Source organism: Streptomyces sp. NPDC028308, from assembly GCF_055565855.1.
This window is the reverse complement of the sequence record NZ_JBVHTO010000005.1, coordinates 202,388-215,882: the sequence shown is the minus strand read 5'-3', so window position 1 is coordinate 215,882 and position 13,495 is coordinate 202,388. Positions and strand designations below refer to the sequence as shown.

Annotated in this window: 11 protein-coding genes; 4 read left to right on the top strand and 7 right to left on the bottom strand. The window is 73.8% G+C overall.

The features are described from left to right. Genes ACZ4VA_RS13515 through ACZ4VA_RS13495 form a run of 5 tightly spaced genes read right to left on the bottom strand, consistent with a single transcriptional unit; the run spans nucleotide 1 to nucleotide 4,620 of the window. Complete coding sequence (locus tag ACZ4VA_RS13515) at nucleotides 1-831, bottom strand: ABC transporter permease (protein ID WP_355793508.1); 831 nt, start codon at nucleotides 829-831, stop codon at nucleotides 1-3. Beyond that, on the bottom strand, nucleotides 828-1,643 hold the full coding sequence (locus ACZ4VA_RS13510; RefSeq protein ID WP_356238646.1) for an ABC transporter permease: 816 nt from the start codon (nucleotides 1,641-1,643) through the stop codon (nucleotides 828-830). Before ACZ4VA_RS13510 ends, ACZ4VA_RS13515 begins: the two co-directional genes overlap by 4 nt. Then, nucleotides 1,640-2,578 carry an ATP-binding cassette domain-containing protein gene (locus ACZ4VA_RS13505; RefSeq protein ID WP_468081286.1) on the bottom strand — a complete coding sequence of 313 codons (939 nt, stop codon included), beginning with the start codon at nucleotides 2,576-2,578 and terminating at the stop codon, nucleotides 1,640-1,642. The genes ACZ4VA_RS13510 and ACZ4VA_RS13505 overlap by 4 nt, the downstream gene beginning before the upstream one ends. A 41-nt stretch (nucleotides 2,579-2,619) precedes the next feature. Continuing rightward, the gene (locus ACZ4VA_RS13500; RefSeq protein WP_355793514.1) at nucleotides 2,620-2,889 is read right to left on the bottom strand and encodes an acyl carrier protein; all 270 of its coding nucleotides are present in this window, start codon (nucleotides 2,887-2,889) and stop codon (nucleotides 2,620-2,622) included. Between the two features lie 24 nt (nucleotides 2,890-2,913). Next, on the bottom strand, nucleotides 2,914-4,620 hold the full coding sequence (locus tag ACZ4VA_RS13495) for an AMP-binding protein (protein ID WP_389389121.1): 1,707 nt from the start codon (nucleotides 4,618-4,620) through the stop codon (nucleotides 2,914-2,916). Nucleotides 4,621-4,770: 150 nt separating this feature from the next. Here ACZ4VA_RS13495 and ACZ4VA_RS13490 point away from each other — a divergent pair, with 150 nt between their 5' ends. Next, nucleotides 4,771-6,378 carry a (2,3-dihydroxybenzoyl)adenylate synthase gene (locus tag ACZ4VA_RS13490; protein WP_356238654.1) on the top strand — a complete coding sequence of 536 codons (1,608 nt, stop codon included), beginning with the start codon at nucleotides 4,771-4,773 and terminating at the stop codon, nucleotides 6,376-6,378. Further along, on the top strand, nucleotides 6,375-7,130 hold the full coding sequence (locus ACZ4VA_RS13485) for a 4'-phosphopantetheinyl transferase family protein (RefSeq protein ID WP_356164543.1): 756 nt from the start codon (nucleotides 6,375-6,377) through the stop codon (nucleotides 7,128-7,130). The genes ACZ4VA_RS13490 and ACZ4VA_RS13485 overlap by 4 nt, the downstream gene beginning before the upstream one ends. Here the strand turns inward: ACZ4VA_RS13485 and ACZ4VA_RS13480 are convergent. Then, nucleotides 7,085-8,299 carry a cytochrome P450 gene (locus ACZ4VA_RS13480; protein ID WP_355782076.1) on the bottom strand — a complete coding sequence of 405 codons (1,215 nt, stop codon included), beginning with the start codon at nucleotides 8,297-8,299 and terminating at the stop codon, nucleotides 7,085-7,087. The genes ACZ4VA_RS13485 and ACZ4VA_RS13480 overlap by 46 nt on opposite strands. Nucleotides 8,300-8,499: 200 nt before the next feature. Between ACZ4VA_RS13480 and ACZ4VA_RS13475 the strand changes: the two genes are divergently transcribed. After that, the gene (locus ACZ4VA_RS13475) at nucleotides 8,500-9,717 is read left to right on the top strand and encodes a cytochrome P450 (protein WP_388904767.1); all 1,218 of its coding nucleotides are present in this window, start codon (nucleotides 8,500-8,502) and stop codon (nucleotides 9,715-9,717) included. A gap of 12 nt (nucleotides 9,718-9,729) precedes the next feature. Here ACZ4VA_RS13475 and ACZ4VA_RS13470 read toward each other — a convergent pair whose 3' ends face one another. Beyond that, complete coding sequence (locus ACZ4VA_RS13470) at nucleotides 9,730-12,150, bottom strand: AfsR/SARP family transcriptional regulator (RefSeq protein ID WP_468081283.1); 2,421 nt, start codon at nucleotides 12,148-12,150, stop codon at nucleotides 9,730-9,732. Between the two features lie 617 nt (nucleotides 12,151-12,767). Between ACZ4VA_RS13470 and ACZ4VA_RS13465 the strand changes: the two genes are divergently transcribed. Continuing rightward, nucleotides 12,768-13,478, top strand: coding sequence for a phosphatase PAP2 family protein (locus ACZ4VA_RS13465; protein ID WP_356238660.1), 711 nt, complete (start codon nucleotides 12,768-12,770; stop codon nucleotides 13,476-13,478). The last annotated feature ends 17 nt before the right edge of the window (nucleotides 13,479-13,495 follow it).

Below are 13,495 nucleotides of genomic sequence, written 5' to 3'. Positions count from 1 at the left end.
TCAGCCCCGCTTCACGAGCGTCGCGAAGCGGCGGGTGGCGACGACGGTGCACACGGCCGTGACGCCGAGGGCCCAGGCCGCGGTACCGAGCACCGGCACCGTCAGCGCCCCCTCCCGGGCCAGGGACGCCAGTGCGTCGGAGGCCAGCGAGACCGGGTTGGCGCTCACCGCGGGCCGGATCCAGTGAGGGAAGGCCTCCAGGGGCACGTAACCGCTGGACATCAGGGTCAGCACGAGGGTGGGCATCTGCACGTAGCGCACGATGATGCCCGGGTGCTGGGCGACGAGCGCGACGGCGACGGCCAGCGCGCTGCACATCATCCCGAACAGCGCCACGATCCCGAAGAAGCCGAGGACGGCGAGCGGTCCTCGGGAGAACCGGAAGCCGACGGTGTGGGCGATCAGGGTCACCAGTACGGCGACCCCCATGATCCGTACGAAGTCCCCGCCGATCCGGCCGAACACGTAGGCGCGCATGTCCAGCGGCATCGCGCGCAGCCGGTTGAACACCCCGCTGCGGATGTCGCTCCACAGGGCGATCGCGGTGGTGAGGATCGAGGAGAACGCCGTGGTGAGCACGATCAGCGGAGCCAGCCGCTGCACGTAGTCGACGTCCTGGGTGTCGCGTACGAGCACGTTGAACGCGGCCAGCAGCATGAAGAGCTGAAGCAGCGGAAACGCGACGGTGACGATGAGCATCATCCGGTTGCGGACGAACTGGCGGACCACCCGGCCGGCGATGACGGCGCAGGCGACGGTGAGGGTGGCCGGCTCGGGTGAGGGGGACGGCGGCGCGGTGGGTGCGACCGGCCCCGGCGACTGCACGGTCATCGGACGGCCACCTTCCTGAACGCGGCGGTCGTGGTCCACGAGAAGAGGGCGAGCAGGGCCACCAGCCAGGCGAGTCCGGGCAGGACGGCACCCCAGGTCGGCTCGGTGGTCGAGAGGGCGCGCAGCGCGTCGATCACCCCGGACACGGGCGAGGCCGAGACGATCGGCTGGAGCCAGCCGGGGAAGAGGTCGGCCTCGACGAAGCCGGTGGAGAGCACCAGCAGGGGCAGGTACGGCAGGTGCAGCACCGCGCTGAGCGCCTCCAGGTTGCGCAGGCGCAGCGCGATGGTGGCCGTGGCCAGCGACAGTGCCACGGTGAACGCCACGGCGAACACGACGAACGCCAGCGCGGCGAGCACACCCTGGTCGAAGCGGAAGCCGGCCAGGTGCCCGGCGAGCGCGATCACGACGGTCGACAGCAGGCCCTGGAGCGCCACCACGCCCAGGTGCGCCAGACTCATCGCGCGCATGTCGACCGGGCTGGTGAGCAGGCGGGTGAAGACGCCGCTGGAGCGGTCGGCGGCCAGTTCGGTGGCGCTGCCGATGGCCACGAACATCAGCGCCTGCACCAGCACGGTGGGGGTCACGAACCGGCCGAAGCCGATGCCCTGTTCGTCCAGCATCCGCGCGAAGGTGCAGTAGAAGATGGCGAAGAAGAGGAGCGGTTGCACCACGGTGGCGATCAGGCCGGCGCGCGAGAACGAGCGGGTGCGCAGCCGGTCGAAGAGCACGTGGAAGTCGTGCTGCCAGCCGGCCGGGCGGCCCGGGACGGGTGCGGCGGGCACGCCCGTGACGTCGGACGCGGTGCTCATCGGGTGGCCTCCCGCTCCAGCGGCTCGGTGAGCGCGAAGAACACCTCGTCGAGGGTCGGCCGCGTGACCTCGATGTCGGCGATCCGCAGTCCCGTGCCGTCGAGCCGGCCGATCACGGCGGCGACCTCCTCCGGGTGGGACATCGGTACGGTGACCTTGTCGCCCTCGGCCACCGCACCGGGCAGGTCGCGCAGTGCGTGGCGGACCACGTCGGGGTCGGCGCCGCCGGTCAGGGTGAGCCGGCACATGATGCCGCCGACGTCGCGCTTGAGTTCGTCCGAGGAGCCGTCCGCGAGCACCCGGCCCTTGTCGATGACGACGATGCGGTCGGCGAGCTGGTCGGCCTCGTCCAGGTACTGGGTGGTGAGCAGGACGGCCACCCCGCGGCGGGCCTCGGCCCTGACCATGTCCCACAGGAGCTTGCGGCTGCGCGGGTCGAGGCCCGTGGTCGGTTCGTCGAGCACCAGCACCGGCCGGGGGACCACGAGACTGACCGCGAGGTCGAGGCGCCGGCGCATGCCGCCGGAGAGGTATCCCACCGGGGTGTGGGCGGCCTCCGCCAGCTCGAAGCGCTCCAGCATCTCCCCCGCCCGCCCTTGCGCCTCGCCGCGGCTCAGTCCCAGCAGCCGGCCGAAGAACACCAGGTTCTCGCGTGGGCTGATCTGCTCGTCCAGGGCGGCGAACTGCCCGGTGACGGCGATGTTGGCGCGCACCAGGGAGGGTTCGGTCTCCGGGTCGTGGCCGAGGACGCGGACGCTGCCGCCGTCGGGCTGGAGCAGCGTGGTCAGGCAGTTGATCAGGGTGGTCTTGCCGGCGCCGTTCGGGCCGAGCAGGCCCACCACGGTCCCGGCCGGTATCCGCAAGCACACCCGGTCCAGTGCGGTCTGGTCACCGAATCGCTTGGTGAGGTCCGAGAGGGAGATCGCCTCGGTCATCGTGGCTCCTTCGTGGCGTCGTGCTCGGTCGGTGGGCGCGGTCACGACGGTGTCCTGACCTCCACCTGGCTCAGGACGTAGGCGAGGACCTGTTCCGTGGTCTGAATGGAGCGGCCCGTCTTCTCGTCGATGGGCGGCAGGTCGAAGTCGTCCTCGATCGCGAAGGCCATCTCCAGCAGGGCGAGGGAGTGGAAACCGAGGTCCTCGACCAGCCGCATGTCCTTGCCCGCTTCGAACCGCTCCCGTTCGGGGGCGAGTTGCTCGATGATCGCGAGCACGGTCTCGCGCACCTCTTCACTGGAGTAGGGCATGGGGTCTCCTGTTCTCCGGCCCGGTCAGGCGGGGGTGTCGGTCGTGGCGGGCACCTGGTCGAGGAGGTGCTCCCGGCGGAGGTGCTGCCACAGCTGCGGGCGGCGGCTCTTGCCGCTGCTGGTGCGCGGGATCGCGCCGCGCGGCACCCGGGCCACGCGTCGGCGGGTGCCGGGGCAGGCGGCGGCGAGCACGTCCTCGGCCACCTCCGCGGCGCGCGGGCCGAGGTCCTCCAGTACGGCCACGGCGTGCGCTCGGCCGCCGGCCTCGCCCAGCACGACACAGACCCGGCTGAGGTCGAGTCCGGCCTGTCCGAGCATCAGCTCGACGTCCTCGGCGAAGAGGGAGCGGGCGTGGACCTTGACGCTGTCGCCGAGCCGTCCCAGCACGTAGAACTCGCCGCCCAGCTCGAAGGCGACGTCGCGGGTGAGGAGCCGGCCGTCCTCGAAGGCGGTGCCCCGGCCGGGGGCCGCCGCGAGGTAGCCGTCGGCCAGTGAGGTGCCGGTGACCACCAGTTCGCCGGCGTGGCCCTCGGGCAGCGGCCGCCCGTCGTCGTCGACCACCTGAACCGACAGGCCCTCCAGGGCACTTCCGCAGCTGATCACCTGCACGCTGTCGCCGGTGCCTTCGTGCTCCGGGGTCTCGGCGAGCAGCCGGACCCTCGCTCCCACCCGCAGGTCGTCCCGGTGCACGCGGACCGCGCGCGGGGTCCGGTCGACCGGGACTCCCGTGACGGCGAGCGTGCTCTCGGCGAGGCCGTAGGCGGTGGTGAGGGCGGTGGGTGCCAGCCCGTGGGGCCGCATCAGTTCGGTGAAGCGGTCCACGACCGCGGGGTCGACGCGTTCGGCCGCGACGATCACGGCCCGGGTGCGGGACAGGTCCGCGCCCGCCAGGTCGGCGTGGCCGATCTTGTCCACGATCCGCCGCAGTCCGAACGCCGGGGTGGCGGTGATCGTGGCGGGCTGGGCGACCCGGTTGGCGTCGAAACGCGTGACGTAGGCCATCGGGTGCCGGAGGAAGGTCTCGGGCCTGCACACGGCCAGCCGGTTGTTGCCCGAGACCGGCACCACCAGGCAGCCGATCAGTCCCATGTCGTGGTGCATCGGCAGCCACGAGCACCAGGAGTCGTCGGGGCCGGCCTGCTCCCAGGCTCGGATCGCGGCGGTGTTCGCGTCGAGTGCGGCGTGGCTGATCCGCACCCCGCGGGGCCGTCCGGAGCTGCCCGACGTGAACTGGACCAGGGCGCGTTCGTCCGTGGCGCGACGGCCGGGCGCGGCCTCGGCGAGCTCTTCCAGGAGCAGCACCCGGGTGCGCGGCCCGGCCTCGGCGAGTACCTCCACGAGGTGGTCGCGGTGGGCGGCCTCCACCACCACCGCGCCGGCGTCCACGGCGGCGACGACGGCACGGGTGTGCGCGCGGCCGGCCTCCCCGGACACCCGGGTGGGCGGCGCCAGCACGCTCACCACGCAGCCGGCGGCCTGCACGCCGTAGAAGGCGGCGATCAGGTCGGGCCCGGTGGAGCAGAGCAGCGGCACGACCGCCCCGCGCGGCACGCCCTCCGCGATCAGCCCTCCCGAGATCCGGAGGGCCGCCGCGGCGATGTCCGGGTAGGGCCGGTAGGTGTGGGAGACCTCGTCGAACATCTCGACCCCGGTGTCGTGGCGGGGCGCGTCGAGCCAGCCGAGCGTGCGGGGCACGTCCGTGCGGGCTCGGAGCGTGGGGGGTCGGCTCATCTGCCACTCCTTCGTGGGGCGCCCCTGGGGGCCGGCGTCTCCTCGGCGACGCTGGTGACACTAGGAGCGATCGCGGGGAGGGCCGTCGTCTCTTTCACGGCTCTGTTCGTCCCGGGCGTCCCGGCCGGGCGGGCCGGAACACTGGCGCCCATGGATGAGTTCACGCCGTGGAGCGACGAGGACGCCGCCCGCTACCGGGCCGCCGGGATCTGGCGGGGGGTCCCGCTGGGCGACGCGCTGACCGCCGCGGCCGGGACCACTCCCGACCGGACGGCCGCCGTGGACCGCAGGCGCCGGGTGACCCACGGTCAAGTGCGCGCCGAGGCGGACGAGATCGCCCGCGGGCTCCTGGCCCGGGGGGTGAACCCCGGGGACCGGGTCATGGTCCAGCTGCCGAACGTCGTGGAGTTCCTCACCGTGACGGTCGGGATGTTCCGCGCCGGCATCATCCCGGTGTTCGCGCTGCCCGGGCACCGCACGAACGAGGTGCGGCACCTGATCGAGGCGTCCGGCGCGGTCGGCTACGTCACCACGGACCGCTTCCAGGGCTTCGACTACCGCACCCTCGCCCGCCACGCGGCGGCCCTCCCCGGGGTGCGGACGGTGGTCGTGGCCGGCGACGGTGAGGAGTTCACCCCGCTGGAGCGGATTCGCGCCCAGGGCGCCGGAGCCGGACCGCTCCCCCGCGTCGATCCGTCCGGTGTCGCGTTCCTGCTGCTCAGCGGTGGCAGTACGGGCAAGCCCAAGCTGATCCCGCGTACGCACGACGACTACGTCTTCAACATCGCCGCCTGCGCCGAGGCCCTGGAGTTCGGTGCCGACAGCGTCTACCTGGCCGCGAACCCGGCGGCGCACAACGCCGCGCTGGGATGCCCGGGCGTGCTCGGCGCGCTGCTGGTGGGCGGCAAGGCCGTCCTGGCCGCGAGCCCCTCCCCCGACGAGGTGTTCCCGCTGATCGGCAAGGAGGGGGTCACCCACACCACGGTGGTGCCCGCTCTCGCGGCACTGTGGTCCCGTGCCGCCGCTGTCCGCCCGGTGGACATGAAGTCGGTGGTACTTCAGGTGGGCAGTTCCAAGTTCGACGAGCAGGCCGCGGGCCGCACGCAGTCCGCGCTCGGCTGCCGGATCTCCAACTGGTTCGGCATCGGCGAGGGGCTGCTCACCTACACCCGCCTCGACGATCCGGACGAGGTGGTGCACGCGACCGAGGGCCGGCCGCTGTCCGAACTCGACGAACTGCGCCTGGTCGACGAGGAGTTGCGCGAGGTGCCGGCCGGCGCGGTGGGCGAGCTGGTGACTCGCGGGCCGTACACGATCAAGGGCTACTGGAACGCGCCCGAGGCGAACGCGACCTCGTTCACGCCGGACGGCTTCTTCCGCACCGGCGATCTGGCCAGGCTCACGCCCGAGGGCAACCTGGTCGTCGTCGGCCGCGCCAAGGACGTGATCAACCGGGGCGGCGAGAAGGTGTCGGCGGACGAGGTGGAGGGGCACCTGCGCGGGCACGAGGCCATCGAGGACGCCGCGGTGGTGGCCCGCCCGGACCCCGAACTCGGCGAGGCCGTGCTGGCGTTCGTGGTACCGGGCGGCGGCGCCGGGCGGGCGCCTTCGCTGGTGGAGATCAAGCGGTATCTGGCCGGCCGGGGGCTGGCCGCGTTCAAGCTGCCCGACGAGGTCCGCGAGCTGCCGGTGCTGCCGCGGACCCCGGTCGGGAAGATCGACAAGGTCGCGCTGCGGGCCGCGGTGGCGGCCGGTTGATCCGCGCGCTGCTGCCGGCCGGCACGGCGGCCCGGTCGAGCGGCGGCGAGCTGACCGGCCCCGGCCTCTTCGAGCCCGAACTGCGGCAGGTGGCGGGCGCGTCGGCGCGACGGCGGGCCGAGTACGCGACCGTGCGGCGGCTGGCGCGCGCCTGCCTGGCCGAGCTGGGCGAAGCACCCGTACCGCTGGCGCGCGGTGCCGGCGGGGCGCCCCGTTGGCCGGCCGGGACGGTCGGCTCCCTGACGCACTGCCCCGGCTACCGGGCGGCGGCGGTGGCGCGGACCCGTGACGCCGACGGGCTGGGCATCGACGCGGAACCGCGCGCCCCGCTGCCCGCCCGGGTGCTGGCCCAGGTGGCCTCGGCGGCCGAGCGGGCCCACCTGGACGCGCTGGCGGCGGCGGAGCCGGACGTGCCGTGGTGCCGGCTCCTCTTCAGTGCCAAGGAGTCGTACTACAAGGTCTGGTATCCCGCGATGGGGTGCTGGCTGGGCTTCGACGACGCCGAGGCCGTCCTCGAAGGCGGCCGGCACCGCGGGTGGTTCACGGTGCGGCCGGTGGCGGGCGGTGCCCGGCGGGTGCGCCGGACCGACGCGGACTTCGACGCCGCCACCACCGGCTTCCCGGCTCTGCGGGGGCGCTGGGCGGCCGGTCCCGGCGTCGTGGTGACCGCGATCGCCGCACCGGTGGGCTCGCTGCCCCGCCCGGGTCAGGCGGGGCGCACCGCGACCGGCATGCCGCGGTGGGCCCAGTAGGGGAACCGGAAGCCGCCCTCGCTGGGCTCCCACAGGCCCTCACCGGCGGACTCGATGTCCGCGAAGCGGGTGACCAGCCGCTCGAAGACCACCGCGCCCTCGACCCGCGCCAGCGCCGCGCCGAGGCACAGGTGCACCCCGCCGCCGAAGCTCAGGTGCGCGTTCGGCGACCTGGTCAGGTCGGCGCGGGCCGGGTCGCGGAACACCCGCTCGTCGTGGTTGGCGGAGGCCAGCAGCAGCACCACCACCCGCCCCTTGCGGATCGTCAGGCCGGCGACCTCGACGGGCTCGACGGCCATCCGGGTGGTCGCGTGGATCGGCGCGTCGTAGCGCAGGAACTCCTCCACCGCACTGCCGACGATGCCCGGGTCGGCGCGCAACTGCCGCTGCGTGTGCGGCTGCCGGAGGAAAAGGTCGCCGCCGGTGGCGATCGCGTTGGTCGTCGTCTCGAAGCCGGCGTAGTAGACGAACAGCGCGTTGTCGATGATCTCCTCGTCGGTCAGCGGCTCCTCGCCCTCCCTGACCGCGGTGATCATCCGCGACAGCAGGTCCTCGCCCGGCCGGCGCCTGCGCTCGCGCAGGAGTCCGACCATGTACTCCCGCAGCTCGACCACGGCACTGTGCGCCTCTCGGCGCTTGTCCTCCGGGATGAAGACCGCGAACGCCTGGGCCAGCGAGGTGGACAGGCGGGCGATGTCGGCACGGTCGGGGCGGGGGATGTCGAGCAGCTCGCTCATCACCATCATCGGTACGGGCACGGCCAGGTCCCGGACGAGGTCGAAGCGGCCCTCGTCCGCGAACCGGTCCAGCAGCCCGTCCACGAGCCGGCCGACGGGTTCGCGCATGCCGCGGACCATCGCGGGGCTCAGCGACTTGACCAGCAGCCGGCGCAGCCGCGTGTGGTCGGGCCGGTCACGGTCGACGACGATGCGCCGCAGGTAGTCGTTGGCCGGTCCCGCGCCCACCGACATCTCCTGGTACTCCTCGGGGAACTCCCGGCCCAGCCGCGGGTCGCGCAGCAGCGCGGAGACCTCCTCGTACCGAGGGAAGACCCACTGCCCCGGGCCGCCTCGGCAGACCGGGCCGTGGTCGCGCAGGCGGCGGTAGACCGGATAGGGGTCACGCATCGCCCGTGCGTCGTCCAGCAGGAAGCGCGGCATGTTCAGCACGCTCTTCAACGCTGCGTCACCTCCCGGCACCCGCGGGTGCTCGGCCGTGTGGTCAGGTCGTTCCCCGGCCCGCCCAGTGTGGGAGCCCGGCGGGTGGCGGCGGGCGGCCGTGAAGGACTGACGACAGGTTCCCGCGACCCCGCCGCGGAGCTGGCAGGCTCACGGGACACCACGCGCCAGCCACAGGAGGTGCCGGCCGCATGCGCACGCTGCCCGCCAGGTTCGACTCCCGCGACCCCGCCGTGGTCGCGGACCCCTACCGGGTGTACGCCGATCTGCGCGCCGCCGGCCGGCTGGCCCGCGGCGCCGCCGGCCAGTGGGTCGTCTCGCACCACCGGGACGTCAGCCTGCTGCTCAAGGACCGCCGGCTCGGGCACGAATACCCGCCCGAGTACCACGAGTTCTCCACCGGCGCCGGACCCGCCAACGACTTCCTGAAGCGGATCGTGCTGGACCAGGACGCACCCGCGCACACCTTCCTGCGCGGGATCATGCAGCGTTCGTTCAGCCCGAAGCTGATGCGCCGGCTGGAGGACTACGTCGCCACCCAGGTGGACCGGCTGATGGCCGAGGCCCGGGAACGCGCGGGCCCCGGCGGGGTGCTCGACGTGGTCGGCGACCTGGCCTTCCCGCTGCCGGTCACCGTGGTGTGCGAGCTGATCGGCATCCCGGACGTGGACCGGGCCGCGGTGCGGCCGTACGCCGTGGAGCTGGCCAAGGCGTTCGCCCTCTACGTCCCCCCGGAGGAGCGGGCGTCGGCGCACGAGGCGGTCACCTGGCTCCGGTCCTACGTCTCGGCCCTGGTGGACGAACGGGCCCGGCGTCCCACCGACGATCTGGTGAGCAACCTGCTGGCCGCCCGGCGCACCCATCCCGGCTTCGACCGCGAGACGCTGGTGGACAACGTGGTCTTCCTGTTCTTCGCGGGCTTCGAGACCACCACCAACCTGATCTCCACGATCTTCTCGGCGCTGCTGCGGCACCCGGGGCAGCTCACCCTGCTGCGGGCCCGTCCGGAGCTGGCGGTCCCTGCCGTGGAGGAGTTCCTGCGCTACGACGCGCCGATCCAGGCCACCGCCCGCTACGTGCGGGAGCCGGTGGAGATCGACGGCCGGACCGTGCGCGCCGGCCGCATCCTGGTGCTGCTCCTCGGCTCCGCCAACCACGATCCGGCCCGGTTCGCCCGCCCCGGGGAGCTCGACATCACCCGCGACCCCAACCCGCACGTGAGCTTCGGCGGCGGTGTCCACCACTGCCTGGGTGCGGCGCTGGCGCAGGTGGAAGGGCGTGCGGTGCTGCGGTGGCTGGCGCACGCACCGGCCACCCCGGTCGCGGCGGGCGCGGTCGAGCGGCGTCCCAGCGTCACCTTCCGCGCGTACCGCAGCATCCCCGTCAGGCTTCAGCCCGCTCCGCGGTGACCGGCGGCGCCTTCACCGCGACCCCGCCCGGCCCGCGGCACGCCCCGGCCGCACCGCGCCCGCGGAGTGCGGCACGGGGCTCCCCCACCGGGGCCTGCGGGACACGGTGATGTTCAGCGCCTCGCTCGCCAGGGTCCTGCTCTGCTCGATCAGCCCGGTCCGCCGGCACGCGGCGGCGAGGCCGAGCAGCGCCGCCCGGAACATCTCGGACTCCTTCGGCGGCCGTGCCGCGTCGCCGTACGCCGCGCCCTGGTCGAAGGCCTGGCAGCCGTCCGGCGCCAGGACGAACCGCAGGTTGTGCGCGAGTTGCGCGGCCGGCACGAAGAACCCCTCGTGCCGGGCCGTGCACAGTGCCGCCAGCATCGCGGGTGACTCTCTCTCGCAGATCTCCGTCGCCTCCTCCCGGCTCTCGATCTCGGGGAGGTACGGGACGGTGTCCACGCGGGCGTCGGTCTCCGGGTCCTTGCGGCCGAGGAGCGTGCAACTGCGGTTGCTGACCGCCAGGTGGTAGTCCAGCAGCCGGCGGAGCGCCGAGCGCCGCCTGTCGCTGCGCAGCAGCCACTTGACCTCGCCCATGCCCGCCGTGACACCGGCCACGAGTCCGTGCAGGGAGTAGCGGCCGAGACGGGGCTGCTCCAGGAGGTTGACGTCGAGCAGGCTCTCCAGGAGGAGTTCGGCCTCGGGCGGGCTGGTGCCGAGCAGGGCGGCCGCCTCGTACGCGTCCAGGCTCGCGTCCGGCAGCAGCGTCAGCACGCCCAGCGCGTCCCGTTGCGCGTCGGTCAGGGTCTCGAAGGAGAGCTGGAGCACCGAACGGACACTGCGGTCACCCGCCTTCAGTTCGGCGGGACGCCGCTGCATGTCGTCCAGGCGCTCCACCAGGTGGGACAGATTCCAGGTGGGGCGGCTGCGCAGTTTGGCTGCGGCCAGCCGCAGCGCCAGCGGGAGTCCGCCGCAGTGCGCGACGAGCCGCCGGGTGGCCTCCGGGTCCAGGCCGTCCCCCAGCAGCCGCTCGACGAGCGTCCTGGAGTCCGCGTCGCTCATCCGGGAGACCGGGCAGGGTTCGGTGCCGTCGAGGCCGTAGAGACGGCGCCGGCTGGTGATCAGGGCGAGGGAGCCGTTGCCTGGTGGCAGCAGCGACACGATCTGCGCCTCGCTCGCCGCGTTGTCGAGCACCAGCAGCACCTTGGACTCGGCCAGCAGGGCACGCCACATGGCCACCTGGGTGTCGAGGTCCGCGGGGATGCGCGCCGCCTCGGTGCCCAGCGAGCGGAGCAGCACGTGCAGGACCTCGGCCGGCTCACGGGGCCCCTCCCCCGGGCTGAACCCGTGCAGGTCGACGTAGAACTGGCCGTCCGGATAGTCCTGGGCCAGCCGGTGCGCCGTGTGCAGGGCGAGTGCCGTCTTGCCGATGCCGCCCATGCCGTCGACGCAGATCAGCAGCGGCCCGGAACCCCGCGAGCCCTCCCTGGCGGTCCGCAGCAGGGCGTCGACCTCCTGGCGGCGGCCGACGAAGTCGGTGAGACCGTGGGGCAGGGTGCAGGTGGGGCGGATACGTGCCCCGCGGGAGGGCGCCACCGCCGGGTGTCTACCCGCGTCACTCCTCGACGCGGAGTCCTGCCCCCGATATCCGGGGGGAGCGCCGGCCCGCAGGTAGGCCAGCGCGTCCCCGCGCAGGACCGCCTTGTGCACCTGTGCCAGCGAGTGGTCGGGATCGATCCCGAGCTCGTCGCGGAGCAGGGTGCGGATCTCGGCGTACTCGGCGAGCGCGTCGGCCTGCCTCCCCGAGAGGGACAGCGCGAGCATGAGCTGCGCCCGCAGGTCCTCCGCCAGCGGGTGCTGGGCCACCAGGTCCCGGAGATCCCCTATGACCAGCGCGGGCGGCGACGAGCGCAGCTGAAGGGTGATCAACTCCTTCTGCACCGCCAGCCGTCGCTCCTCCACTACGCGCGCGGCCGCGCGGATCGATCCGTTGTCCAGCTCGTCGGCGTCGACGACGTCCGCCGCGACCTGCCCGCGGAACAGGGCGAGGGCCGCCTGCAGTTCGCCGATCACCTGGGCCTCGTCCGCTCCGCCCTCCGTCAACTTGCGGACCCGCAGGCGCCGTTGGTTGAACTCCACCAGGTCGGACTCGGCTGCGCCCACGTCGAGCCGGTAGTTCGGGCCGTCGGTGAGGAGGTAGTCGCCCGCGCCGGGGATCGCCTGCCGGAGCTGGGCCACCGCCTTGCGCACCTGGTTCGAGGCGGTGGCCGGGCAGCAGGTGCCCCAGACCGCCCGGGCGAGCCGGGGGGTGCTGAGCACCTCGCCCGGGGACAGCATCAGCACGGTGAGCACACGGCGCGCCACGGTGCTCGGCAGCCGGGCGGCGGCATCCCCGCACCGCACCGCGACGGGCCCCAGCACCTGAAAGCGCAGGCCCTCTTCCCCTCGCGTCATGCGGCGGGCTCGCAGGCCGCGGGTATGCGCGTACACGGTGCTCCGGCCACGAGGACGGGCCCGCGGCATCGGCGGTCGACCGATGAGCGTGAGCCGTCTCGTGCGGACACCGGCGTGGCAAGTGATCCGCCGGCGCGTGACCCCGAGTGCGGGGCCGGTAAGACCCGCGTTCCGGTCACGGTACAAGCGGACTTCAGGCCGTCCATCCATTCCCCCTTGGACCGAGCATGGGCTGAAGCTGAAGCCGTGGTGTTCGTCCGCCGGCCCGTGGCACCGGGCCCCTGATCCCGGACACGGCTGTAAACCTGGGCCTTCCGGCGGGACTTCGCGGTTTGAGCCGGAGTGCGGCCGGTGTGTACTTTGCCCCGTCATGTGGACATCCGCAACCGCGTGGACCTGTCCGTCATGTGGACTGTTGCCCCGCACAGTCCGGGGGATGCGTCGCCTTCCCGTTCCGTACGGCCCGGGAGGCCGCGTTCTCCCGGAGCGTCAACGGCGGAACGGGGCGCGGGTTAGGGTCGCCGGGAGGTGGGCCGGACGACACGGGGGGACGCGTTGGATCACCTGACAGGAGGGACCGGAACACCGGCCCGGCCGGGCCGGTACCCGGTGGGCGCGTGAAGGGCCGGCCGGCGCCCGCGGTGCTGCCGCTCTCGCTGCGCTCCTGGCTCGGACCGGTCGCGTGCCTCGCCGTGCTGGTGGTCGCCGGCATCGGGGTCCTGTATGCCGGTCACGGCGAACCGGGCGCGGTGGACCGGTGGTTCGTGGAGCCCACGGCGGACAGCGTGGGGCCGCCCTGGCGGCGCGTCGCCCTGGCCGCGGACTTCCTCGGCGAGCCCGCCGGAGCGGCGGCGCTGGTCGTGGTCGTCGTGGCGGGCTGTCTGCTGCTCCGGCGTCCTCGCGCGGCGGTGCTCGCCGTCGCCGCCTCCGGTGCGGCCGTGGTCACGGCGACGCTGCTCAAGCACCTGGTGGGGCGCACCATCCACGGCGACGACAACCTCTCCTACCCGAGCGGGCACACCGCCTTCCTCACCGCGCTGGCCCTGGTGGTGGCGCTCCTCGCGGCCGGCCGGCCCGGCCTCGGCAGGAGGGCGGGCGCGTCACTCGTGCTCGCCGTGGCGCTGGTCGCCGGCGCCGCCATGGGGTGGGCGCAGGTCGCCCTCGGCGCCCACTACCCGACCGACGTCCTCGGCGGCTGGTGCACCGCGCTGGCGGTGGTGCCGACGACCGCGTGGCTCGTCGACCGGGTGGCCGACGGCCCCGGCGGCCAGGCGGACGCCCGGGTGGACGACCGCCCGGCCCGCTCCGGCCCGCGAGCACCTCACTGACGAGGCCCCCGGACTCC